The organism is Actinoplanes italicus (assembly GCF_003001815.1).
GTDB lineage: Bacteria > Actinomycetota > Actinomycetes > Mycobacteriales > Micromonosporaceae > Actinoplanes > Actinoplanes italicus.
The window spans coordinates 163,636-187,752 of sequence record NZ_PVMZ01000015.1 but is presented as its reverse complement, the minus strand read 5'-3'; the positions used below and the strand labels follow the sequence as shown (position 1 = coordinate 187,752).

At 69.7% G+C, this 24,117-nt stretch carries 20 protein-coding genes; 9 read left to right on the top strand and 11 right to left on the bottom strand.

What is annotated here, in order from left to right; translation table 11 throughout:
* Nucleotides 1-65: 65 nt before the first annotated feature.
* Nucleotides 66-1,082 (top strand): cell envelope lipid trafficking protein PgfA, encoded by a 1,017-nt coding sequence (gene pgfA, locus CLV67_RS31980; RefSeq protein ID WP_106325055.1) that lies wholly within the window; start codon nt 66-68, stop codon nt 1,080-1,082.
* A gap of 42 nt (nt 1,083-1,124) precedes the next feature.
* On the opposite strand, the gene CLV67_RS52150 is transcribed toward pgfA, so the two are convergent.
* Both CLV67_RS52150 and CLV67_RS31975 read right to left on the bottom strand, forming a co-directional pair.
* Complete coding sequence (locus CLV67_RS52150) at nt 1,125-1,292, bottom strand: hypothetical protein (RefSeq protein WP_170154075.1); 168 nt, start codon at nt 1,290-1,292, stop codon at nt 1,125-1,127.
* 13 nt (nt 1,293-1,305) lie between these two features.
* Complete coding sequence (locus CLV67_RS31975; protein WP_106325244.1) at nt 1,306-2,406, bottom strand: steroid 3-ketoacyl-CoA thiolase; 1,101 nt, start codon at nt 2,404-2,406, stop codon at nt 1,306-1,308.
* Between the two features lie 95 nt (nt 2,407-2,501).
* On the opposite strand from CLV67_RS31975, the gene CLV67_RS31970 reads away from it, so the two are divergent.
* Together CLV67_RS31970 and CLV67_RS31965 are read left to right on the top strand one after the other, a co-directional pair.
* Nucleotides 2,502-3,725: a cytochrome P450 gene (locus CLV67_RS31970; RefSeq protein ID WP_239166859.1), complete on the top strand. Its 1,224-nt coding sequence runs from the start codon at nt 2,502-2,504 to the stop codon at nt 3,723-3,725.
* Between the two features lie 14 nt (nt 3,726-3,739).
* Nucleotides 3,740-4,357, top strand: coding sequence for a hypothetical protein (locus tag CLV67_RS31965; protein WP_106325051.1), 618 nt, complete (start codon nt 3,740-3,742; stop codon nt 4,355-4,357).
* Here CLV67_RS31965 and CLV67_RS31960 read toward each other — a convergent pair.
* The 3 genes from CLV67_RS31960 to CLV67_RS52790 are packed head-to-tail and all read right to left on the bottom strand — an operon-like array spanning nt 4,350 to nt 6,639.
* Complete coding sequence (locus CLV67_RS31960; protein WP_106325049.1) at nt 4,350-4,919, bottom strand: HD domain-containing protein; 570 nt, start codon at nt 4,917-4,919, stop codon at nt 4,350-4,352. The two genes, CLV67_RS31965 and CLV67_RS31960, sit on opposite strands and share 8 nt — an antisense overlap.
* The gene (locus tag CLV67_RS31955; protein WP_106325242.1) at nt 4,913-6,139 is read right to left on the bottom strand and encodes an MFS transporter; all 1,227 of its coding nucleotides are present in this window, start codon (nt 6,137-6,139) and stop codon (nt 4,913-4,915) included. Before CLV67_RS31955 ends, CLV67_RS31960 begins: the two co-directional genes overlap by 7 nt.
* On the bottom strand, nt 6,136-6,639 hold the full coding sequence (locus tag CLV67_RS52790) for a MarR family winged helix-turn-helix transcriptional regulator (protein WP_203737730.1): 504 nt from the start codon (nt 6,637-6,639) through the stop codon (nt 6,136-6,138). Before CLV67_RS52790 ends, CLV67_RS31955 begins: the two co-directional genes overlap by 4 nt.
* A gap of 188 nt (nt 6,640-6,827) precedes the next feature.
* Between CLV67_RS52790 and CLV67_RS31945 the strand changes: the two genes are divergently transcribed.
* Nucleotides 6,828-7,556, top strand: a complete 729-nt coding sequence (locus tag CLV67_RS31945) for a DedA family protein (protein WP_146169364.1) — start codon at nt 6,828-6,830, stop codon at nt 7,554-7,556.
* On the opposite strand, the gene CLV67_RS31940 is transcribed toward CLV67_RS31945, so the two are convergent.
* A complete protein-coding gene (locus CLV67_RS31940) occupies nt 7,553-8,530 on the bottom strand; it encodes a helix-turn-helix domain-containing protein (RefSeq protein ID WP_106325045.1) in 978 nt (325 codons plus the stop codon). The two genes, CLV67_RS31945 and CLV67_RS31940, sit on opposite strands and share 4 nt — an antisense overlap.
* Before the next feature lie 84 nt (nt 8,531-8,614).
* On the opposite strand from CLV67_RS31940, the gene CLV67_RS31935 reads away from it, so the two are divergent.
* Nucleotides 8,615-9,340, top strand: coding sequence for an SDR family NAD(P)-dependent oxidoreductase (locus CLV67_RS31935; RefSeq protein WP_106325043.1), 726 nt, complete (start codon nt 8,615-8,617; stop codon nt 9,338-9,340).
* Between the two features lie 1,016 nt (nt 9,341-10,356).
* On the opposite strand, the gene CLV67_RS31930 is transcribed toward CLV67_RS31935, so the two are convergent.
* Together CLV67_RS31930 and CLV67_RS31925 are read right to left on the bottom strand one after the other, a co-directional pair.
* Nucleotides 10,357-12,183: a right-handed parallel beta-helix repeat-containing protein gene (locus CLV67_RS31930; RefSeq protein WP_106325041.1), complete on the bottom strand. Its 1,827-nt coding sequence runs from the start codon at nt 12,181-12,183 to the stop codon at nt 10,357-10,359.
* Nucleotides 12,184-12,381: 198 nt separating this feature from the next.
* Nucleotides 12,382-13,959 (bottom strand): GMC family oxidoreductase N-terminal domain-containing protein, encoded by a 1,578-nt coding sequence (locus CLV67_RS31925; protein WP_106325039.1) that lies wholly within the window; start codon nt 13,957-13,959, stop codon nt 12,382-12,384.
* A gap of 192 nt (nt 13,960-14,151) precedes the next feature.
* Between CLV67_RS31925 and CLV67_RS31920 the strand changes: the two genes are divergently transcribed.
* The gene (locus tag CLV67_RS31920) at nt 14,152-15,315 is read left to right on the top strand and encodes an RNA-guided endonuclease InsQ/TnpB family protein (protein WP_106325037.1); all 1,164 of its coding nucleotides are present in this window, start codon (nt 14,152-14,154) and stop codon (nt 15,313-15,315) included.
* A gap of 36 nt (nt 15,316-15,351) precedes the next feature.
* Here CLV67_RS31920 and CLV67_RS31915 read toward each other — a convergent pair whose 3' ends face one another.
* Genes CLV67_RS31915 through CLV67_RS31905 form a run of 3 tightly spaced genes read right to left on the bottom strand, consistent with a single transcriptional unit; the run spans nt 15,352 to nt 18,370 of the window.
* Nucleotides 15,352-16,503, bottom strand: coding sequence for a thiolase domain-containing protein (locus CLV67_RS31915; protein ID WP_106325035.1), 1,152 nt, complete (start codon nt 16,501-16,503; stop codon nt 15,352-15,354).
* Complete coding sequence (locus CLV67_RS31910; protein ID WP_106325033.1) at nt 16,500-17,405, bottom strand: lipid-transfer protein; 906 nt, start codon at nt 17,403-17,405, stop codon at nt 16,500-16,502. The genes CLV67_RS31915 and CLV67_RS31910 overlap by 4 nt, the downstream gene beginning before the upstream one ends.
* Entirely contained in the window at nt 17,402-18,370 is a 969-nt protein-coding gene (locus CLV67_RS31905; RefSeq protein WP_239166993.1) for a Zn-ribbon domain-containing OB-fold protein, read from the bottom strand. The genes CLV67_RS31910 and CLV67_RS31905 overlap by 4 nt, the downstream gene beginning before the upstream one ends.
* 90 nt (nt 18,371-18,460) lie before the next feature.
* Here CLV67_RS31905 and CLV67_RS31900 point away from each other — a divergent pair, with 90 nt between their 5' ends.
* From CLV67_RS31900 to CLV67_RS53695, 3 genes are all read left to right on the top strand, one after another.
* Nucleotides 18,461-20,008, top strand: a complete 1,548-nt coding sequence (locus CLV67_RS31900; protein WP_106325031.1) for an acyl-CoA synthetase — start codon at nt 18,461-18,463, stop codon at nt 20,006-20,008.
* A gap of 2,235 nt (nt 20,009-22,243) precedes the next feature.
* Nucleotides 22,244-22,795, top strand: a complete 552-nt coding sequence (locus CLV67_RS31890; RefSeq protein WP_106325029.1) for a tetratricopeptide repeat protein — start codon at nt 22,244-22,246, stop codon at nt 22,793-22,795.
* A gap of 381 nt (nt 22,796-23,176) precedes the next feature.
* Nucleotides 23,177-24,031, top strand: a complete 855-nt coding sequence (locus tag CLV67_RS53695; RefSeq protein ID WP_249037976.1) for a M23 family metallopeptidase — start codon at nt 23,177-23,179, stop codon at nt 24,029-24,031.
* Nucleotides 24,032-24,117 lie beyond the last annotated feature (86 nt).

Sequence of the window (24,117 nt, the reverse complement as noted above, 5' to 3'; positions counted from 1 at the left end):
ATGTTACGGAGCAGTAGATTGTAACGCGTTCTAGTTTCTGGGCGGGGGGTTCCTGGGAGGACGCGATGCGGCGGATCACCGGTGCGGCACTGTTCGGTCTCGGCATAGTCTGTCTGCTCTTCGCGATGGCCCTGGCGTGGGTCATCGTGCCGTCCCAGCGGAAGGTCCCGCTCGATCTGGTGCCCCCCGACGTGGTGGTGGAGACCGTCAACGCGTCGTTCGTGCAGGCCAAGACCTTGCCGAACGGCACGCCGCAGGTGGTCGTGGAGAGCGCCGGGCTGCGCTCGACCACCGGCATCAAACCCGACTTCAAGGCGGCCGCCGAACTCGACGGCGAGACCCTGGTCTGGAACGTGTATCACTCGACGAACCGGATCGACACCGGCGAGATGATCAACAGTGCCGAGAGCCGCGTCGCCCTCGACCGCCGGTCCGGCGAGGCCGTGCCGTGGGAGGGCCAGTGCCACGTCGAGGTCCAGGCGCCCTGCGTGCCGGGCAACGTGGCGTTCGCCGGCCAGCTCTACCTCTTCCCGTTCGGCACCGAGAAGCGCACCTACCAGTACTGGGACTCCACACTGGGCCGGGTGCTGCCGATCGAGTACCAGGCCGAGGAGGAGTACAACGGGCTGCCCGCGTACCGGTTCCAGCAGCAGGTGCCCGAGCAGCGGGCCGAGATGAACCCGGACAGCCTGGGCGCTCTGCTGGCGTTCCTGGCGCCCGGCGCCACCAGCGGCACCATCAACTACCGGGCCACCCGCACACTCTGGGTCGAACCGCAGACCGGCGCCATCATCGGTTACCGCGAGCAGCAGCACCGCGAGCTCGTGCCGGACGTCGGCGAGCGGGTCGTCATCTTCGACGCCGACCTGCAGTACGACCAGGCCACCATGAACGCGGTCGGTGAGCAGGCGGCGAGCGGCCGCGACCAGCTCAACATGCTCGGCGTCTACGTGCCGATCGGACTGGCCGTGCTCGGGTTGGTCCTGATCGTCGTGGGCCTGCTGGTGTCACGCGGCTCGGGCCGCCGGGGCGGCCACCGGGCGGCCGAGGCTCCGGAGCCGGTCAAGACGCCGGTGCCGTGAGGCGGGCACCGCACCGGCGTGGTTGGCGTAGCCGTACAAAATCTATCTTTGTCCGTAGAAGTCCGGCGGCACGAGCGGGTCGTTCTCGCTGAGGTTCTGGGCGACCTCGCTCGCGCTGGGGTTGAGCGCCGCCATCACCGCGGTCACACCGATGGCGGCCAGCACCGCCGCGAGAACCGCACTGAGCAGCATGAACTTGAACGGGACCATGGTGTCGGCTCCTCTACAGGCGTTCGATGATCGTCGCGGTCGACATCGCCCCGCCGGCACACATGGTGACCAGCGCCGTCGTCGAGTCGGACCGCTCCAGCTCGTGCAGGGCGGTGGTCAGCAGGCGTGCCCCGGTGCTGCCCACCGGATGGCCCAGCGCCAGCGCCCCGCCGCTGACGTTGACCCGGTCCGGATCGGCGCGATGCACGGCGAGCCAGGAGAGCACCACGCTGGCGAACGCCTCGTTCACCTCGCACCGGTCCAGGTCGTCGATCTTCATTCCGGCCCGGGCCAGGACCCGGTCGGTGGCCGCGATCGGCCCGTCCAGGTGGTAGTAGGGCTCGGCCCCGACCAGGCACTGCGCCACGATCCGCGCGCGTGGCCGCAGGCCGAGGCTCCGGGCCCGGTCGGCGTCCATCAGCAGCACGGCCGCCGCCCCGTCGGAGATCTGCGACGAGGTGCCCGCCGTGTGCCGGCCGTCCGGCAGAACCGGTTTCAGTCCCGTGAGCCCGTCGAAGGTCGTCTCCCGCAGGCCCTGGTCACGGTTCACCTCTCCCACCGGCACGATCTCGCGATCGAACCGGCCCCCGGCCCACGCCCGCGCCGCGTTGTTCTGCGAGCGCACCCCGAACCGGTCCAGGTCCGCGCGGGTCAGGCCGCGGCGGTCGGCGATCCGTTCGGCCGCCACGTACTGGTTGGGCAGGTCGATGTCCCAGGAACCGGGCCGGGGGAGTCCCGCGTCGCCGATGTTGGCGCGCAGCGGGACCCGGCTCATCGACTCGACCCCGCAGGCGACGCCCGCGCTGATCGCGTCGGCGGCGATCAGCCCGGCGATCAGGTGCGCGGCCTGCTGCGCCGAGCCGCACTGCGCGTCGATCGTGGTACAGCCGGTGGTGTGCGGCAGCCCGGCGTGCAGCCAGGCCGTACGCGTGATGTTGTTCGACTGCTCGCCGCCCTGGGTGACGCAGCCGCCTATCGCCTGCTCGACGTCGTGGTCCGCGGCGACCCGGCGCAGGGCCACACCCAGCAGCTCGGCCGGGTGCCAGGCCGCCAGCCAGCCGCCACGCTTGCCGATCGGGGTCCGAACCGCATCGACGATCACCGGTGCGCCCACCGCGACCTCCAACTAGAACCTGTTCTCAATCGAACCTACCAAATCTCTCTCCTCCCATGTTTGAATCGGTAGAACTTGTTGCTGTAGGAGGAGCTGTGGCTGAGCCGCGCACCCGCATCGACCCCACCGATCCGGACATCTATCTGCACGGCATCCCGCACGCCGAGTTCGCCGAGATGCGCCGCGATGAACCGGTCCGCTGGATCCCGCAGGTACGCGGCAGCGCCGGTTTCGACGACGAGGGCTACTGGGCCGTCACCCGGCACGCCGACGTGATGACGGTGTCGCGCAACAGCGACACGTTCTCCAGCCGGGAGAACACCGCGATCGCCCGCTTCCAGCCGGACATGACCCGCGACGGCATCGAGATGCAGCAGGCCATCCTGCTCAACATGGACCCGCCACAGCACACGGCACAGCGGGCCATCGTGTCCCGCGGCTTCACCCCGCGCGCCATCAACAGCCTGCGCGACGCGTTGCAGGCCCGGGCGTTGAAGATCGTCGCCGAGGCGGCCGCGAATCCGGGCGGCGACTTCGTCACCGATGTCGCCTGCGAGCTGCCGCTGCAGGCCATCGCCGAACTGCTCGGCGTCCCGCAGTCCGACCGCGGCAACGTCTTCGAGTGGTCCAACTCGATGATCGGGTACGACGATCCCGAGTTCAGCGGCGCCGACCCGATGGAGTCCGCGATGGGCCTGCTCGGATACGCCATGCAGATGGCCGACGAGCGCCAGACGTGCCCGCGCGACGACATCGTCACCACGCTCGTCAAGGCGGAGATCGACGGCGAACACCTGTCGGTCGACGAGTTCGGCTTCTTCGTGCTGATGCTCGCCGTCGCCGGCAACGAGACCACCCGCAACGCCATCTCGCACGGCATGCACGCGCTGCTGTCACATCCGGACCAGTGGGAGCTGTTCAAGCAGACCCGCCCCCGTACGGCCGTCGACGAGTTCGTCCGCTGGGGCAGTCCCATCAACGTCTTCCAGCGCACCGCCCTGCACGACACGGTCCTGGCCGGACAGCAGATCCGCAAAGGCCAGCGGGTCGCCATGTTCTACGGCTCGGCCAACTACGACGACGCGGTGTTCGCTGACCCGTACACCTTCGACATCACCCGCAGCCCCAACCCGCACCTCGGTTTCGGCGGTAGCGGCGCCCACTTCTGCCTCGGTGCCAACCTGGCCCGCCTCGAGATCGACCTCATCTTCAACGCGATAGCCGACCACATGCCCGGCATCACCCTCGACGGCGAACCCCAGCGGCTGCGTTCGGGCTGGATCAACGGCATAAAACACCTCCCGGTGCGGTACGGCTGATCTAGCTTGAGAAGGTGCGAAATGTTCTTCGGGCCGCTCTGGCCTGCGCTATCACGGTCGCCGTCGGCCTGTCCGCCCCGGCCGCCGCCGCTCTCCCGGCCGACCTCCCGACGGGCCTCCCGACGGTCGAGCGGTTGCGGCAGGCGCTGCTGACCGCCGCCGACATGCCTGCCGGGCTCACCCTCGTCGGCAGCGACAGCGGTGAGACGCAGGACAGCGACTTCGCCGTCTGGGACCGATGTGCCGACGGCCCCGCTCCGAAGAAGCCGGTCAGGTTCGCCGCCGTCTCGTTCGGCACCGTCGGACGCGGTGCGGACGCGTCGGTCGAGCTGATGATCGGCGCCACCGGTGAGGAGAACGCCCGGTCGATCGTGGCCGCCGTCGCGAAAGAGATCGACGGCTGTCCCGATGCCGAGCCACAACCGCAGCTCATCGTACGAGAGCCGATGCCCGCACTCGGTGACGCCTCACTCGGCCTCAGCATCCCCAGCGACGCGTCCCGCCGGATACGCGCGGTGCTGATCGCCCAGGGGGACGTGCTGGCCTACGCCGTCACCACCGGACTCGGCGAACCCGCGTCCGTCGCGATCGCGAAGACGTTCGCCGACCGGCTGGCACGTCACTTCACGTGATCGCGTGACCGAACTCGGCGGCGAGCGGGGCCAGGTCGGGCGTACCGAAGCGATCCACCAATGACTCGAACCGCTTGACCTTGTCGTCGCCGAAGCGGGCGACCCGCGCCGAGAAGGTGGCAGCCGACAGGAACCGCGGCGGGGTGCTCTTGCTGTGGAACTTGTCGGCGTACATCACGAGGTCCTCCTCGCCGCTCTCGGCGAGGTAGTCGCCGGGCGGCAGCGGGAGTTGCTGGCGCAGCACGTCCTCGTGGGTGATGCCGACGCCGGTGTGGTGGGCGCAGAACCGCCGCAGCGTCTCCGGCAGGCCCGCCTCGCCGAGCAACTCGTAGCCGAGCAGGCCGTGCCGTACGTAGTGGTCGCCGGGCTCCAGCCGATACACCCCGATGTCGTGCAGCAGGCACCCGGCGCGGACCAGCGTCATGTCGACGTCGCCGCCGCCGACCTGCTCGGCGATCCGGCAGACGATCACGGAGTGCGTCCACACCAGCTCGAAGGCTTCCGCCGACGGGGCGAACCGCTCGTGCAGCGCCCTGATCTCGTCATCCCCGGGAATCAACATCGGCTCGAGGCTACCTCGCGCCGCAGTTCCGGGGTGCGCGCGGCGATCAATGCCACCGCCAGAACGCCGAGGATGCCACCGCTGACGAGGGCGACCGGGGCCGACGTCGCGGCGGCGACCAGGCCACCGCGCAGGTTGCCGAGGTCCGGCCCGGCCTGGCCGACGATCTGCTCGGCGGCCACGACCCGGCCCAGGTACGCGTCCGGCGTGTGCAACTGCACCACGGTGCCTCGCGACACCACCGCGACCGTGTCGGCGGCCCCGGCCACGGCCAGCAGTGCCAGCCCCGTCCACACGTCCGGCGCGATCCCGAACAGCCCGAGGGCGGCGCCCCAGACCAGCGATCCGGTGAACATCGCCGGGCCCGGCCGGTGGAGACGGGTGAACGACCCGGACAGGGCGGACGCCACCACACCGCCGACGGCGATCGCGCTCAGGAACAGCCCCAGCGTGCGCGGGTCGCCGCCGAACCGGTCCGCGTTCACCATCGGGAACAGGCTGATCGGCATGACCAGGACGGTCGCCGCCAGATCGGTGAGCAGCGCTCCCCGCACCGCCCGATGACCGGCCAGGAACCGCAGACCGGCGAGCACGCCGTGCCGGACGCGGGTCTCGGACGGAAGCGGCGGCATCGGCGGCAGCATCGCGACGGCCCACAGCACGCCCGCGAACGACACGGCGTTGACCAGATAGCAGGCGCCCGGCCCGGTGAGGGCGATGACCACTCCGCCGAGCGCCGGCCCGAGCAGCATCGACACCTGGAACCCGATCCGTTTCAGCGCCAGCCCGGCGGCGAGCTGCCCGGCGGGGAGTAGCCGCGGCAGGATGGTCATCCCCGCCGGACCGCCACCGGCGGCGAACACCGAGTTGACCGCGATCAGCGCCAGCAGCAGGAGCAGCGGTGACGACCCGGCGAAGCCCTGGACGGCCAGCAGCGCCGCACACGCCGCCTGCCCGGCCGCGGTGATCAGGTAGAGCCGGCGCCGGTCGGCCCGGTCGGCGAGCGAGCCGGCGAACAGGCCGAAGAGGATGAGCGGCAGCGCCTGGACCATGCCGGCGACCCCGGTCCAGATCGGGTCGTGAGTGGACTCCCACACCTGGTACAACACCGCGACCTGCGCCATCTGGCCGCCCAGCCCGGAGAACAGCTGCCCGGTCCACAAGCGCCGGAAGTCGCGGGACTCCCGCAGCGGCGTGACGTCGATCAGTGCCCGTCTCACCGCCGCCACTCCGGGTCTCCGGCCAGCCGCTCGGTGATCCGGGTGTGCAGGCTCTTGCGCTCCAGGGCCGCCTCGATGTCGCGGACCACCCGGGTCAGCGGATAGGGGATCTCCGCCTCGATCTCGGCGACCGCCGCCTCGGTGGCCCGCCACTCGGCGGCCAGCCGCCCGACGACGGCCCGTGCCCGGTCCGTCAGGTCGACACGCTTGCTGCGGGCGTCCGGCCCGGCGATGGTGCGCACCCAGCCGGCCGCCCGCATGGCCGCCACCTTCTGGCTCATCGCCGAGTGGGTGCGCTGCACCGACACGGCCAGCTCGGTGATGGTCATGGGCCCGTGCACGCCCAGCCGGATCAGCTCCATCACCCAGCTCGGCTTGAGCCCGTCGATCCGGGCGTCGGCGTAGACGCGGGCGATCTCGGCGTCCATGGCGGCCTGCAGCAGCCGCCATGGGCGCCAGGCGCTCTCCTCGGTCGGGTCGGCGAGCCACTCATCGGTCATGCCCAGACTGTAACAGCACTTATATAAGCACTGTTACTTTTACGATGCCTTTAAGCGGGGCACATTAGCGTCCATCGAACCGTCCGGCGGTGGGGTTGGCACTACCCCGGGATGGCGGGCTTGCCCCATCGTGCAAGGCTTCCGAGGTTCGTACGGTCGATGACAGCGACGATGAAGGGGGAGTGCCGGTGCTGGACCCACTGATGCCGCTGCTCTGCTCGCCGTGGCTCTACCTGATCGTGTTCGTGGCGGTCACGATCGACGGATTCCTGCCGGTCATGCCGTCCGAGGCGGTCGTGATCGGACTGGGCGCCCTGTCGGCGACCGGCTCACCCGATCTGGTGGCCCTCGGCGTGACCGTGGTGGCCGGAGGGGTGGCCGGCGACCGGCTGTCCTATCTGCTCGGCGTCCGCACCGGCGGCCGTTTCCGCAGCGGGAAGCTGGCAGCGGCACGGGAGGCCGCTGAACGCGCGCTGCACCGGTACGGCGCCGTGGCGATCCTGGTCGGACGGTTCCTGCCGTACGGCCGCACCGCCACGACCGTGACCTCGGGGGCGGTGCGGATGCCGCTCGGCCGGTTCCGGGTGCTCACCGTCCTGGCCAGCACCGCGTGGGCGGCGTACACGATCGGCCTGGGCCGCCTCGGCGGTGAGACGTTCGCCGGCTCCCCGCTGATGGGCGTCGGGTTGGGGCTGCTGCTCGGCGCCGGCCTCACCGTCGTGCACACCGTGGTGGCCCGCTGGCGTTCGGTACGGGTCAGGCGGCGCGAGAACGCGGCCCGCGCCGAGGCCGTGCCACAACCCGACGTCGAGCGGATCCTCCGGCCCCGTCACCGCCTGGACCATCTCCCGACCGGGCACCCCGAGGTCGTCCCCTGTCAGTACTTCGCGATCCGCCAGAGCGCCCTGCTTCCCTAGGAACCGAACGCCCGCCGGTACTGCTGCGGCGGGACGCCGACGTGGATACCGAAGTGCCGCCGCAGATTCGCCGCGGTACCCAGGCCGCACTGCGCGGCGATCGTCTCGACCGGCAGATCCGTCGCCTCCAGCAGCGCCCGCGCGTGAGCCAGCCGCTGGTGCAGCAGCCAGCGCAGCGGCGTGCTGCCGGTCGCGGCCTGCACCCGCCGGAAGAACGTGCGCGGACTGAGACCGGCCCGGCGGGCCAGATCCTCCACCGAGTGCTGCCGGTCCAGGTGCGCGGTCGCCCACTCCAGCACCCCGCTGATCCCGTCACCGTCGTGAGCGGGCACGACCAGGTCGATGAACTGGGCTTGCCCACCGGGCCGGTGCGCCGGGACGACGAGCCGCCGGGCCAGCTGGTTGGCCACGTGCGCGCCGAAGTCGGTACGGACCACGTGCAGGCACAGGTCCAGCCCCGCGGACATGCCGGCGCTGGTCAGGACCGGGCCGTCGTCGACGTACAGCACCGAGTCGTCGACCTCGACCCTCGGATACCGCTCGGCCAGGATCGCGGTGTGCGCCCAGTGCGCGGTCGCCCGGCGGCCGTCCAGCAGCCCCGCCTCGGCCAGCGCGAACGCGCCGGTGCAGAGCGACATCAGCCGTACGCCCGCGTCGGCCGCCTGCCGCAACGCGTCGAGCAGGTCCGCGGAGAATCCCCGCTCCCCGCGCACGCATGTCTCCGGAACCGCGGTGACGATGCCCAGGTCAGCGCCCGGCAGCTCGGCCAAGGTGTGCGGCGACCGCAGGCTCAGCCCGTGCGCGGCCGGCGGCCCGGGCTCGCCGGCCGGGCAGAGCCACATGTCGTACCAGCTGTCGGCCAGATCTGGCTGCGGCACGGCGAAGACGGCCGACGCGATCGCCACCTCGTACAGATCCCATGGATGCAGGCCGGTGTGGTCCACCACGACCACCGCCACGGACGGTCCACTCATGCACCCGAGCCTATGGCAGCAATTTTGCGGACATGGTCAGTCCTGCCACTCGTCGCGGGCGTGTCCGCTCGGCAGCCTGGGAACATGAACACATACACGGGGAAGAAAGCGGTCGTTCTCGGCGGCACCCACGGCATGGGGCTGGCCGTGGTGGAGAGACTCCGCGAGGGCGGGGCCGAGGTGCTGGCGACCGGCCGGTCCGCGACAGATCAACACCCGGATGCGGTACGCGCTGACGTTACCCGCCCCGACGAGATGGACGCCCTGGGCGCCACGGTCGCCGAGCGGTTCGGTGAGTTCGACCTGCTGCACGTCAACGTCGGTGTCGCCTCGATCCAGCCGTTCGAGGAGGTGACCCCCGAGATCTACGACCGCATGTTCGACGTCAACGCCCGCGGCGCCTTCTTCGCCGTCCAGCGCCTCGCGCCGATGATCCGTGACGGCGGCTCGATCGTTTTCACCACCTCCGTCACCAACGGCCGGGGCTCGGCCACGATGAGCGTCTATTCCGGAACCAAGGCGGCGGTACGCGCATTCGCGAAGGTCCTGGCCGCCGAGTTCCTGCCACGCCGGATCAGGGTCAACACGGTGGCGCCCGGATTCATCGACACGCCGACCATGGGGTTCACCGACGCCACCGCCGAGGAACGCGCCGCGATCATGAAGCTCGGCGACGAGGTCACGCCGATGCGCCGCCATGGCACCGCCGACGAGGTGGCCCGCGCCGTGCTGTTCCTGGGCTTCGACGCCACCTTCACCACGGGAATCGAGCTGCCGGTCGACGGCGGCCTCGGCCACGTCGGCGATTAGGCAAGCCTCCCCGGTCCCGGTCTCCGCCAGTCACGTCGGGACCAGGCAGTCTCCCCGGTCCCGGTCTCTGCCAAGTCACGTCGGGACCAGGCAGTCTCCCCGGTCCCGGTCTCTGCCAAGTCACGTCGGGACCAGGCAGTCTCCCCGGTCCCGGTCTCCGCCAAGTCACGTCGGGACCAGGCAGTCTCCCCGGTCCCGGTCTCTGCCAAGTCACGTCGGGACCAGGCAGTCTCCCCGGTCCCGGTCTCCGCCAAGTCACGTCGGTCGACCCGGCACGCGCTCGTCGCCGGCGGCGATCTCTGCGACCCGCTGGCCGCACCGGGCCTGAGCCCTACTTGATCGCCCGACAGGGACCCACGCACCCTTCCCACGCGGGGAAGCAGCCGTACCTCACAGCCCGGGTTCACCAATCGGGCAAGATGATCGTCCAGCCCATGAATATCGTGGTCTTTGCCCATCCACGACCGGCCATGCCAGCCGCACTGGTCGCGCCGGTCACGCTTCTCGCGCTGCCGTACCTCTCGCGTCGGCCGCTGGTCCGCATGCCCGGACACCCACAGCGCCACCGCCGAGCCGTGTGGTGATCTGTGCCCGTGGGTGCGCTGCTGGTCACCACGCTGGTTGGCGCGGCCGGGTGTGTGGTGATTGGTGCCTGTGGGTGCGCTGCTGGTCACCACGCTGGTTGGCGCGGCCGGGTGTGTGGTGATCTGTGCCTGTGGGTGCGCTGCTGGTCACCACGCTGGTTGGCGCGGCCGGGTGTGTGGTGATCTGTGCCTGTGGGTGCGCCGCTGGTTACCACGCTCGTTGTCGCCGCTCAGCGTGTGGTGATCTGCGCCCATATGTGCACCGCAGGTCACCACGCAACCGGGAGGGGTGGCCTGCCCGCGCGACCGGTTGAACCGCGATGGCCGACGCCCGGCCGCCCGCCTCGCGAAAGGGCCGCCCGCCTCGCGAAAGGGCCGCCCGCATAGCGAAAGGGCCGCCCGCATAGCGGCGGGCGGCCCTCTCAGTTGGGGTCAGAGGCTGACCGCGCGCCCGCCGAGCGTGACCGCGAGACGGCCGTCGGAGGCGAAGGACCAGCCCAGGGCGCCGCTGAAGCCGGCGCAGCGGGAACCGTTCGTACCGGACCAGAACTGGTTGGTGGTGTCCGAGTTGCCGATGATCCGGTCGTTGGTGCCGCTGGAGCTGCGGCACGACGTGTTGTTCCGGAACACCGAGCTGCCGGCGTCGAAGTTGAAGTTGCGTTCGGCGTTGTCGATGCTCAGGTTGTTCGAGATGGTCATCGAGCCCGGGTTGCTGTTGTACGTGAACCCGTGCTTGCCGTTCTTGTAGGCGATGGTCCGCCGCACGATGTGGTTGACCCCGATGTCCTCGCCACCCAGTTTGAAGCCGTTGCGGTCGCCGTTGCCGGCCTGACCGCCGTTGCTGAGCGTGCCGTTGTCGTAGGCGAGCGAGTCCTCGATGGTGACCACGCCGATCGGGCCGGTGTCGGTCTTGGTGTACAGGTCCCAGCCGTCGTCGATGTTGTTGTGCGCGACCGCGTACCGGAAGACGTTGCCCGATCCGACCGTCAGTTTGGCGGCGAAACCGTCGGCGTCCTCACCGTCGGAGTCGGCGTTGTCGTGCGACTCGGCGCTCAGCACCAGGTTGTTCGCCGGCCACTGCGACTGCGGGGTGGTCGACAGGATCCGGGACAGCTGCAGGCCGGTGTCCCGGTTGTAGCGGGTGATCGTCCGCTCCAGGATGTTGTTGCTGCCACCGACGAAGATGCCGTTGTCGCCGGCCCGTTCGACCGTGACCCCGTACACCCTCCAGTAGTTGCCGTTGACCGCGAGACCGCGGTTGGCCGGGTCCTCGGCCTGCGCCGAGAAGTTCAGGACCGGCTTCTCACCGTTGTACGCCGCAAGCGTCTTGAGTGCACCCGAGGAGCCGTTGTTGCCGGCCGGGATGGTGACCGTCGTCGAGTACGAGTAGGTCCCGCCCCGCAGATAGATCGTCCCGCCCGCCGCGATCCGCCCGATCGCCGAGGTCAGCGTGGTCGGCGCCGTGATCGTGCCGGCCGCGCTGTCCGTGCCACCCGGCGCCACGTAGAGCGCGCCGGAGACCGGCGGAACGGAGGTCGACGGACTGGCCGAGGGCGAGGTCGGTGTCGACGGCGAGACCGAGACCGAGGCCGACGGGGAGGAGGTGGGCGACGTCGGTGTGGTGCCGCCGCCGTCGTCGACCACGATGTCGTCGAAACGGCCGGCCGCGTTCTCGGTGAGCAGCCCGATCCGCCCGGCCGTGATGGTGCTGTCGCTGACCGACCCGACGCTGGTCCCGTTGACCGAGCCGCTGATCGTGGTTCCGCTGAACGACAGCTTCAGCGTGTAGTACGTGCCGGCCGAGATGGTCTGGCTGAGGCTGCCGAGGACCGTGACGGCGCTGCCGTTCATGGTCTCCAGCTGCACCCTGTTGGCGCCGGTCAGCGACAGCCGGTACATCTTCGTGGATCCGGCGGCCCGCCCGGTCAGCGCGACCACACCGGCGCTCGATCCGAAGGACGTCGCCTTGACGCGGGCCTGCACCGAGTAGTTCGTCCAGGTGGTGGTGCCGGCGAACTGGCGGGCACGTTCGCTGCCCGTATCCGACTGCTGCAGAGCCTGCGTGCCGTCGCTGACGACCGACCAGGTGCCGCCTGATTTCGACCAGCCACTGGTGCTTCCGGATTCGAAGTCCGCGCTGAAGAGCGTCGCCGCCTCGGCCGTGCCGATCGACACGAACAGACCGGCCGCCACCAGGCCGGACAGGCCGGCGGCACCGATGGATCGGCGCAGCGTGCGGCCCCGGGAGATGGGGGACATGGGGGATTACTCCTGTCGCAGAATGAATCCGCCGGACACGTTGCATCGACCACGGTTCGCAATTGCAAACCGTGGCAGAATGCAGCGTTGGGGATGGTCCGGCGGACTGCCATCGGGAACTGATTCCTTCACGAAATCTGCCACCGGGCATATCTGCGAGTCAACGGAATCCATTTGCAGGTTTGTTGCAGGAATGGGTCAGGCGTGTGTGGCCAGGAAGATGTCCAGGCAACGCTCGGCGTTCGCGGTGATGGTCAGGGCCGGGTTGGCCAGGCAGGCCGAGCCGGGCAGCAGCGCACCGTCCACACAGTAGAGATTCTGATATCCCGCGACTTTTCCGGCGAAATCGGTGGCCTTGCCCATCACCAGGCCGCCCAGCGGGTGGTACGTGTTACGCGACCCCAGTCCCATGCCCGTGTTCCGGTCGTACGACGGCAGCCCGGTCAGCAGCGAGCCCTTCGAGCCCTCCGTCGCCCACCACAACCTCGTCGCCAGGTCACGGCCGGCCTTGTCGCCGGAGGTCGCCATCTCCGCGTACGGCCAGTAGACCTTCCCCGCCCCGGTGGCCGCGTCGTACCGGATCTCGCCACGCTCCGGCTCCAGCGTGGTGATCAGGTGCGCCGTGGTGTTCGGGAGCCACGACGGGATCGGCGCCGCCTCCCAGGCCATAGCCGCTTTGGCGTACGGGTTCGAGTCGTCGAAGAACCGCACGTTCCCCGGCCCGCCCTGCGCGCTCCCCACGGTCCGGCGCAGGTTGAGCCGGGCGATCAGGAAGTCCCCGTTGTTGCCCCAGCCCTTGCCCACCTCGGTGCTGGTCAGCCGTGGCAGCCGTCCCCGCGCCCGTGAGGTGAGCAGCAGCGACGTGGTGTTCAGCGACCCGGCCGCCAGGAACACGTAGTCGGCGGACAGAACCTTGGTGGACAGCACCGCGCCCCGTTCGTCGATCTGCCGGCAGGCGACCTCCAGCACCTGTGTCCCGGACACCTCCCGCAGCTCGGTCACCTCGTGCAGCGGCAGCACGGTCACGTTGCCCGTGGCAGCAGCCCACGCCAGGTAGTTCTTGTCGACGCTGTTCTTCGCGCCCGAGTTGCTGCCGAACGGTCCCTCGCCGATCGTGTGACAGGCCGGTACGCGTCCCGCCAGCTCGTCGCGGATGACGTCCCAGTTCACACCGAAGTGCACGGGCACCGGGGTGCGGCCGAACTCGGAGATGTACTGGAGCCAGGAACGCGCGCCGACGTACGACGCATGGTTCTGAATGTCTGAAGGGATCGTCGCGGCGCCCAGGTTCTGCCGTGCGCGAGGCCAGTAGGTGCTGTCGAACTCGGTCCAGGACAGCTCGGCCGGGTAGACCGTCTCCCAGTCGGCGCGCCGCGGCTGTGGCAGGAACATGCCGATGACCAGGGATCCGCCGCCCACCCCGGCCCCGCACATCACCTGGATGCCGTCGCCGACGTGTTTCTGGATGAGGCCCGCCCCTCGGGTGATGGTCTTGCTGACGTCCAGCCCGAGCGGCGGCCGGTCACCGAACCAGGCGCACCGCCAGTCCGGATTGCCGATCGTGCAGAACGTGGTGCCGGAGCCGTCGTTGTCCCAGCGCCGGCCGCGCTCCAGGACCGTCACGGTCATCCCGGCCTTCGCCAGGCGGTACGCCGCGACCGCGCCGCCGAACCCGCTGCCGATGACGAGCGCGGTCCGGCCCCGCAGGGCTGCGACGTTGAGTGCCGGTGCGACCGCGGCGGCGGCACCGGCCTGCAACAGGGTTCGACGTTTCATCGAAAACCTCCGTGGATTCCCTGGCTTCAGCTATGGGAAGGAATGGGATTTCATGCGAAGCAGGTCAGAGGGTGACCCAATCGCCGTCAGGGTGGATGGGCGTCCGATCAGACGTTTCCAGCAGGCGATACGTGATGTTGTCGCCGGATCGAGTCTCGCCTGGTTTGCAAGGGTCAAGATGTCGTCTGTGCAGTGGCTGGTGTGGTCGAGACGGTGCGCTTCACCTACCGCCTGCGGCCCGGCCGCATCGCGCAGGCCGCACTGCTCGCCGAGTGGAACCGCTGCCGCTGGCTGTGGAACGAAGCCGTCCACCAGCAGAAATCGGGGCAGAAACCGACGTTCGGCAGGCTGTCGAGGATGCTGACCGAGGCCCGTGCCCGGTTCGCGTGGCTGCGGCAGGGTTCGCAGAACGCCCAGCAGCAGACTCTGCGTACCTACGGCGTCGCCCTGAACGCCTCGTTCACGGTCAAGGGCCGGGGCCGGCCTCGGATCAAACGCAAGACGGCCGCGCTGCCGACTTTGGAGTTCACCACCAATGGCTTCGCCGTCGAGGGCGGCCGCCTGCGGCTGCCCAAGGGCATCATCGTCCCGATCGTCTGGTCTCGTCAGCTTCCCTCGGATCCCACGTCCATGCGGGTCCACCAGGACAATCTCGGCCACTGGTACGCGTCGTTCGTCGTCACCCGCGACGCCGCCGCCGCACCGGATCCGGACCTGCCCGGCATCGGCGTGGACTGGGGCGTGACAACGACCGCGACCACCACGAACCCGGCCTTCGACCTGCCGCACCTGGGCCATCGCCGCCGCTGCGCCGCCGAACTGGCCAAGGCCCAGCGCAGGATGGCCCGCCGCCGGCCCCGAGGGCAGACCCCGTCGAACGGTTACCTGGCCGCGAAACGGCAGGCCGCCCGCATCGCCAGGAAAGCCGCCCGGCAGAACACCCACGACGCCCGTGTATGGGCCAAGAATGTGGTCGACCACCACGGCCTGATCGCCGTGGAGGACTTCAAGCCCACGTTTCTCGCCAGGACGCCGATGGCGCGTAAGGCCGCCGACGCCGCGATCGGCGCCTGCAAACGGGAACTTGTCGACCGCGGCAAGCGGGCTGGCCGGATGGTGGTGCTGGTACCACCCGCTTACACGACCATGACCTGCTCCTGGTGCGACGAGAGAACCAATCGCCGCCTCGGACTGGGCGTACGAATCTTCGAGCGCCCGGCCTGCGGCTTCACCGCGGACCGCGACCTCAACGCCGCGAGGACGATCCTCGCCACGGCCGAACGCAACCGTGCCAGTGCCGACGACGTAAGACATCGGATCGCCTCCTTCCGGGACGATGAATCAGATGCTGTCTGAGCTGGGAAATCCCCCGGATTCATCCGTGGGATGCCGTTAAGGGTTTCTCCCGACGACCCACATCGAGAAGAACTGCGATCCGCCCCCGTACGCGTGGCCGAGCGCCGTAGAGGCGCCCGCCACCTGGTGCTCTCCCGCACGTCCCATCACCTGCATCGCGGCTTCGGCGAACCGCAGCAGACCGGACGCGCCGATCGGGTTGGAACAGAGGACCCCGCCGCTCGGATTGACCGGCAGAGCACCGCCGAGCGCGGTCTCGCCGGACTCGACCAGCTTCCAGCCCTGCCCCTGCCCGACGAAGCCCACGTTCTCCAGCCACATCGGCTCGAACCAGGAGAACGGCACGTAGAGCTCGGCGACGTCAATCTCCTCCAGTGGGTCCTTGACGCCGGCCGCGGCCCACAGAGCGGCGGCGGCCTCCGCTCCCGCCCGCGGATCGACGTGATCCTTGCCGGAGTAGAACGTCGGCTCGGTCCGCATGGCCGTCGCCCGGATCCACGCCACCTGGCGTTCCGACGCCTCGGCGGCCTGCTGATCACCGATGACGACGGCACAGGCCCCGTCCGAGGAGGGGCACGTCTCGTCGTACCGGATCGGGTCCCACAGCATCGGCGACGCCTGCACCGACTCCAGCGTGATGTCCGGTTGCCGCAGGTGCGCGTAGGGGTTCAGAGCCCCGTTGCGCCGGTCCTTCACCGCGACCAGCGCGCCGATGTGACGCGGCGCGTCGAACCTGCGGATGTACGAGCGGATGTGCGGCGCGAAGTATCCGCCGGCGCCCGCGGTGATCGGTGCGCTGAACGGCGGCTGGATCGACAGCGCCCACATGGCGTTCGACTCCGACTGCTTCTCGAACGCCACCGCCAGCACCCGCCGGTGCACTCCGGACCGGATCAGGGTGGTCGCCACGATCGCGGTCGCGCCACCGACACTTCCGGCCGTGTGCACGCGCAGCAGCGGTTTCCCGGCGGCGCCGATCGCGTCGGCCAGGAACAGCTCGGGCATCATCACGCCCTCGAACAGGTCCGGCGCCTTCCCGAGCACCACGGCGTCGATCTGCGACCAGTCGGTCCCGGAGTCGGCGAGCGCCCGGTCGATCGCCTCCCGGCACAGCCCGGCCATCGACACGTCGGTGCGGCGGGTCCGATGTTCCGTCTGCCCGGTCCCGAGCACGGCCGCCCGTCTCATCGCTTCCCCCTCAGGGCGCAGATCAGGTTCTGTTGCAGCGCGGGGCCGCTGGTGGCGTGCCCGGCCGCGGTCAGCGAGCGGCCGGACATCACCTCCCCGGCCGCCGCTCCGATCCGCGACAACCCGGCCGAGAACATGGCGTTCGAATCGAAGGGCAGATAAACCCCCGCTCGTACGACGTCCCGCAGCAGCACCTCCTGATGCGTGAACGGGGCGTGCAGCGCGGCCACGTCCACCGGGGCGTCCAGTCCCGCGTCACGCGCGGCCGCGACCGCCGACGGCACGGTGGTGAGATCCCGTTCGCCGAGTCCCTGCGGGTCGACGCGGTGCGCGATGCCGGAGATCCAGGCAGCGGGCCGTCCGCGTACCCGGTCCCGCGCCGCCAGGACCACAGCCGAGGCGCCGTCCGCGACCGGCGCGGCCGCCATCTGGGCCATGTCCTGCTCGCTGATCAGCCCCGCCTCGAACGCGAGCCGCGCCTGCAACGTCGCCACACTCGTGGCGTCCGGCCACAACGGCGCCACCGTGTACGGGTCGAGCTGCAGCGCGAGTACCCGCTCCGAATCGCCTGCGGTGCCCTTGCCGAACCCGTACACCAGGGCCGTCTCTGCCTCACCGGCGAGGATCTTGAGGTACGCCTCGTAGAGCGCCCACGCCGCGTCCATCTCGACGTGCGACTCACTGATCGGCGGCACCGCCCCGATCGCGTCGACGGCGCTCACGAACGAGAACGCCCGCCCGGCCAGATAGTCCGACGACCCCGAGCACCAGAAGTCCACCTCACGCCGCCCGAGCCCGGCCTGCGCCAGCGCCTGCTCGAAGACCGGCACCAGCGTCTCCACCCCGCTCGTGGTGACCGACCGGTCCGAGCGGGCGAACCCGATGATCGCGACGTCGTTCACAGGTGCTCCCGGTACGACTCGTAGGGCGCGTCCGGCTCCCCGGACGGCTCGAAGTGGTCGATGTTCTCCGGCGTCGTCGACCAGGCGGCCCGGTCACGCCACACGGCCGCCACGCGCAGCCCCATCCGCACCTGATCGGCGGGAACGCCCAGGACGAGGTGCGGGATCGGGATGTCGGCGCCGTCCAGGAGAACCTGCGCGACGACGTACGGCGGTGTCAGCCGCTGCCCCGCGAACGGCACGTTGACCACGCAGAACGTGGTGACCGTGCCCCGGTCCTCGACGTCGAGGATCTCGTCCGGCGCCACCCCGCAGGCCGGGCAGACGCGCGGCGGCACGTAGACCTTCCGGCAGGACGGGCAGCGCTGCCCGATGATCCGTCCCTCGGCGAGCGCCCGCAGGTAGCGGTCCTCCTCCGCCGACGTCGTATGTAGGTAGTGCAGCCGGATCGGTGTCGTCATGATCAGAACCGGCGGTGTCTCACCGCTGTCTGCGGCCGCTTGAGACAGCGGTGAGACACCGCCGGGGTCTTCGGTGGCCGGTTCGAAGCACGAGATGTCACGGATGTGGCCCGTCCGCTCGGCGGCCCAGCGGATCCGTACCCGCAAACCGGTGTTGATGTCTTCTTCTGATCCCGCGTCGACCGCGTGCAGCATCGCAGTGTCCGCCCCGTCGAGCCGGATCAGCGCCCACGCGAACGGCCGGTCGAGCGGCTGCCCCTCGAGCGGGTCCTCCCGCCACGCCCAGGACACCACGGTGCCGGTGGGGGAGACCTCGACGAGCTCGGTGACCGGTGCGTGGGTGACCGGGTCGTACTCCAGCGGCGGCACGTGCACCCGCCCGTCCGACGTCCGCCCGCCCAGCACCCGGCGCTCCCGCAATCCCGCCATGAACCGGCCGAGTACCGGCCCGAGCGAGCGCGTGTAGTCGAAGGCGATGGTCAGCGGCGCCGACAGGGTATCCACGCACACGAGTGAAACACGTTCCAACTTTGCCCGGCAAGAACGCTGCCATGATGGCTTTTACATCGATGGAACGAGTTATAGAGTCGCCGCATGACCGGCATCGGGATGTGGACCATCGCGACGGAGAACCCGCAGCACACCGCCATCGTCGAACCGGGTGGGCGCACCCTCACCTACGGCGAGCTGGCCGCCGAGTCCGACCGGATCGGGCGCGGGCTGCGCGCCGCCGGCCTGGGCGCCGGCGACACCATCGCCCTGCTGCTGCCGAACGGCGCCGACATCCTGGCCGCCTACTTCGCGGCGATCCAGATCGGACTCCACGTGGTCCCGATGAACTGGCATCTCACCGCCGCCGAACTCGGCTACATCCTGCGTGACAGCGGCGCGGCCGCGTTCATCGCCCACGAACGGTTCGCCGACGCGGCCCGCTCCGCGGCCGACGAGGCGGGCCTCCCGGCCACAAGCCGCTTCGCGGCCGGAGAGATCCCCGGGTTCGGGCCGCTGGCGGCTCTCGGCTCCGGCGGATCAGGAAGACCATCCGATCGTACGGTCGGCGCACTCATGGTCTATACGTCGGGAACGTCCGGCCGCCCCAAGGGAGTGCGACGCCCCCTGCTCGGCCTCGACCCCGACCAGGTGCCGCCCGTGTCACTCTGGTTCTTCGGGCTGTTCGGCCTGCGCCCGTTCGACGACCACGTGCATCTGTGCTGCTCACCGCTCTACCACACGGCCGTGATGAACTTCGCCGTCATCTCGATCCAGTTCGGGCACACGGTCGTCGTGATGGACCACTGGGACGCCGCCGACTTCCTGCGCCTGACCGAACGCCACCGAGCCACCCACAGCCACATGGTCCCCACCCAGTTCCGCCGCCTGCTCGCGCTGCCCGCGTCGTACCGCACCCAGGTCGACGTCTCGTCGATGCGCGCCATGATTCACGGCGCCGCCCCGTGCCCGCAGCCGGTCAAACGCCAGATGCTCGACTGGTTCGGCCCCGTCGTCATCGAGTACTACGCGGCCTCCGAGGGCGGCGGCACCCTGATCACCGCCGCCGACTGGTTGCAGCGCCCCGGCTCGGTCGGCCGCGCCTGGCCCGGCTCGCGCGTCCGGGTACTCGACGACGACGGCAAGGACCGCCCACCCGGCGAACCCGGCACGGTCTACCTGCAGATGGGCGACGCCACCTTCGAGTACCACGGCGACGCGGAGAAGACCCGGGCCTCCTGGCGGGACAGAATGTTCACCGTCGGCGACATCGGCTACCTCGACGACGACGGCTACCTCTACCTGTGTGACCGGGCAAGCGACGTCATCATCACCGGCGGCGTGAACGTCTACCCCGCCGAGATCGAGAACGAGCTGACCGTGCACCCCGCGGTGGCCGACGCCGCGGTCTTCGGCATCCCCCACGACGAGTGGGGCGAGGAGATCAAGGCCGTCGTCCAGCCCGCCACCGGAGTGACCCCCGGCCCGGCTTTGACGACCGAGCTGCTCGCGTTCCTGACCGGCAGGCTGGCCCGCTTCAAACTCCCCCGAACCGTCGACTACGTCGAGGCCCTGCCCCGCGACCCGAACGGCAAGCTCTACAAACGCCACCTCCGAGACCCGTACTGGTCAGGCCGAGACCGAGCCATCTGACCCGCCGCCGCGCCTGCCGGCCGTACCACAGACCTGCTTTCACCCGTACGGCTGGCGCTCCCGCCGCACGCGTTTCTGCCCGGCTTCCGCGGTGTGGTCGACGTTTCTTCGGCCGTACGCCAGGCAGGTTCGAGGCTCGGATTCCGCGGTGCGATGGTGCCCCGGCCGTTCGTCAGGAGGACTTCCGGCCTCCGTTGCGGCTTCTCCGGTACGGCTGGTGCCGGCCGTACATCAGGGTGTTCCGGAATCCCGTGCGGCTCTGGTGGGCCCGGCCATGCGCCCGGGTTTCCATCGGCGATCCAGCTTCTCCGGTCCGGCCGAAGAGGTGGGATGCCCGAGAGCGGTCGGACGGCTCTGCTCATGCGGATGTGGCCATCGGCGGAGCCGACTCTGTCTGAGGAAAGCGCCGGGGAATCAGCATTATCATGTGATTGAGACCATCGGCAGCGGTGATTCAGCGCCCCATTCGCGATGGCTGGCTTCTGTCCGGCGGGCACCTTGATCTGAACCGGCTTCTCGGCCTGAGGTGTCAAGCTTTCATCTGCTTCAAGAATCGTGGTCTAAATCTCTCTGCCACGTCCGGTGGCTGAGGATCATCAGTTACGAATCATCGTGCCTCGATTGTAAGCCGCCGCGTTCGCCGTTTCGTATGGCGTGCCCCGGCCGCTCCCTGCGCACCGTCACCGTGACCCTAGGCGTCATCCGATCTTGGCATGATCAAGTTCTTACACTTCGGATTTATGATGCGGAAGAATTCTTGCATGGGGCAGGCTTCGTTATTCAGCAGAGCAGAGGTCGCGGCTATGCGGGACCGGACTGCTTCACGCAATTACTCCGCCGAACGTGACGAATTCCGTCGTGAGCATGACCGGCATCGCGAGTGGGGTCTGCGGCGCCGCCACGCCGAGAAGCTCCGCCGCATTCGGCAGGGTGAGTGCAGCGTGGCGCAGAGCCCTGCCTCCGCAGGCCCGCAGATTCCTGTCTCCGCGGGTTCGGGAGGTTCTGCCTCTGCGGGCTCGCAGAGTCCTGCCTCTGCGGGTTCGGGAAGTTCTGCCTCCGCGGGCTCGCAGAGTCCTGCCTCTGCGGGCTCGCAAAGTTCTGCCACTGCAGGCCCGGAAAGTTCTGCCACCGGAGGGTCGCAGAGGCCTCCCGCCCCACCAGGCTCAACGCCCAGAGTCAAGGCGACCGCTCCGCCGCTCTGCGGTGCGCCGCAGGTTCCGCCGTCGGGTGGCGCTGTCTCTGTGCGGTCGCTTGGTGGGCAGCCACCCGGTCCGCCGTCTGGTGGTGGTTCGCCTGCTTTCCTGTCGGGTGGCGCTTTCCCTGTTCGGTCGCTTGGTGGCCGGCCGCCTGTACCGCCGCCGAGTGGCGATAGGCCGGTTCGGTCACTTGGTGTCCCGCTACCCGGTTCGCCGCCTGATGGCATCTTCCCTGTTCCGGCTTCTGGCGGCATTTCGCCTGTTCCGGTGTCCGAAGGCATCCTGTTCCTTCCCGCGCCAGCGGGCCGGGGCCCCCGACGAGATGCTCCGCGGGTAGCTACATCGGAGCGCGGCTGTTCACGATTCCCAAAGGCAGCTCCTGCCGCGCGGTCGGTCACGTTGTCGGCGGAGACCGGACGCCCGACGCCCGAGGCCCGAGGTCCGACGCCCAAGGCCCGACGCCCGAGGCCCGAGGTCCGACGCCCAAGGCCCGACGCCTGGGGCCGACGTCCGAGGCCCGAGGCCCGAGGCCCGACGCCCGGGCCCGACGCCCAAGGCCCCGACGCCCAAGGCCCGACGCCGACGCCCAACGCCGACGCCTGGCCCGGCCCCTGGGCCCGACGCCCGGGCCCGACGCCTGGGGCCGCCCCTGTGCCGACGCGCGGCGCCCGCGGGTCGTCCGGCTGGCTTGGCATTGGCTGGGCTGTGCGAATGGCAGTTCGGTTCCTCGTAGAGGGTCGGCGTGGGCTTTATTGAATCGGGGGGTTTCGGAGGTCTTTGGCTGAGGTTGCACCTGGCGTTGAAGGAATTGTCCAGGATGGCGATGGGTGCCCTTCTGTGGCTGAGGCGAAATCGGGTCTACGTTTGATTGCGTTCGTTTGGCGCGCTTCTTTTTATTTTCAGCTGCCGCCAGGTGACGTCCTGCGCCGAGCGGTTTGAGGGTGGTGATCCTCTGTTGTGGCCGCGAGTTGTCGTTCCGGATCTGCGTGATCGACTGGGTGGGTGTGGGGTGGGGATACCTTCTGGCGGGGAGGTTCGTGTGGGCGAGTTTCGGAATATCAAGGACATCTGTCCGTACTGCTGGCTGCCTGCGGTTCCGATTCTTTACGGGTATCCGAGGTCTGGCGCTGCGGAGCTGATGCACATCGGTCGTGCGGTTGGTGGCGGCTGCGTGATCGACATGGCCATGCCTACCTTGAGCTGCCCGCGGCACCATCGCTGGCGGCCGCCGGATCACGGGTCGGTCGTCTTGCCGTCTCATGGAGGTGGGCCGCTGGAGGACTTTGCCATCGCGGCTGCCCGGACCTATCTGCGTGGGGACCCGGTGGAGGCCGAGCGGGTCTACCGGGAGGCTGTCGGGCTTCTTGGCGAGAGTCCCGGTCCGTCTCATGAGGAGACGCTGCGGATGTGGCATGCGCTGGCGATCGTGCTCTACGCGGCTGGGCGGCCTGCCGATGGCGAGACGGAGTATCGGGCGATGCGTGCCGCGGAGGGGTACCCGTTGTCGGTGAGCGCGGTGCGCACCGCCGAAGAGGTCGAGTCATCATCGAGGCGACCCCGGCAACGGCGCCGCGAGCTTGAGCGCGAATAGGTGGTCCGGCCCGCGTCTTGCGCGGGACCGGGGTTGGCGGGTGAGGGAGATGGAAGGCTCCCGGCCGGGCGGGGGAGAGGGGGATGCGGACCGGGGTTGGCGGGTGAGGGAGATGGAAGGCTCCCGGCCGGGCGGGGGAGAGGGAGATGCGGACCGGGGTTGGCGGGTGAGGGAGATGGAAGGCTCCCGGCCGGGCGGAGTGAGAGATGCAGGTCGGGGCGGACGGGAGAGCTGGCACGTGCGGTGTCGGATGCGGGTGTGGGCCGGAGCCTGGATCGCGGCGGCGCGTGCGGCCGGGGACGATCAAAGGTGGGCGAGAGAAAGCTGACAGCGGACAGTTCGGGACAGCGGGGGCGAGTGGGCGGCGCCTATGGTGGCGCGATGAAAATCCATCCCTATCTGGCCGGGATCACCGCCCTGGCCTGTCTGGCCGGCTATGCGGCCGGGGAGCCGGCCGCGACTCCCGTGGCGCAGCAACAACAGCAGGCTCCGGCGGCCGGGATAGTGGCGGCTGGGACGGCGGCGGTCGAGCAGGCGGCTGGGACGGGGGCGGTCGAGCAGGCGGCTGGGACGGGGGCGGTCGAGCAGGCGGCTGGGACGGCGGCGGTCGAGCAGGCGGCTGGGACGGCGGCGGTCGAGCAGGCAGCGGCGACCGGGCGCACGGCGGCGGCTGAGCGGACGGCCGGGACGGCGGCGGCTGAGCTGGAGCTTGTGGCGGCGGCTGCCAAGGTCAAGTACGCGTTTCCGGTCAGGGCCAAGAACGTGTCGTTCCACAAGACGCATGCCGGGTATCCGGCTACGGACATCTTCGCGGCCTGCGGTAAGCCGTTCGTCGCCGCCACGGGTGGTGTCGTGGTGGAGCTCAGCCGGGTCGACCGGTGGAAGAAGGGCATGAAGACCGGGCCGTACAACGGTGGCAAGTTCGTCTCGATTCTCGGTGACGACGGTGTTCGCTACTACGGGTCGCACCTGAGCACGGTGAACGCCGGCATCAAGAAAGGCGTCCGGGTCAAAGCCGGTCAGCAACTCGGCAAGGTCGGCAGGACCGGCAACTCCAGCGGTGTCTGCCACGTGCACTACGGCATCTCTCCGGCCTGTAAGAAGGCCGGTGACTGGAAGGTCCGCCGCGGTGTCGTGTGGCCCGCCACCTACCTCACCTCATGGCGCAAGGGTGGCCACAAGAGCCCGGCCTCCGCGGTGAGGGCGTGGCACTCCAAGCACGGCTGCAGAGCCTGAAGGGTGACCGGACGTCTCAGCCCGAGAGTCGCGTGGGGGCCCGGCACCGGGACCGCGTCGCGCCGCAGGCTCGGCGCTGCGACGGA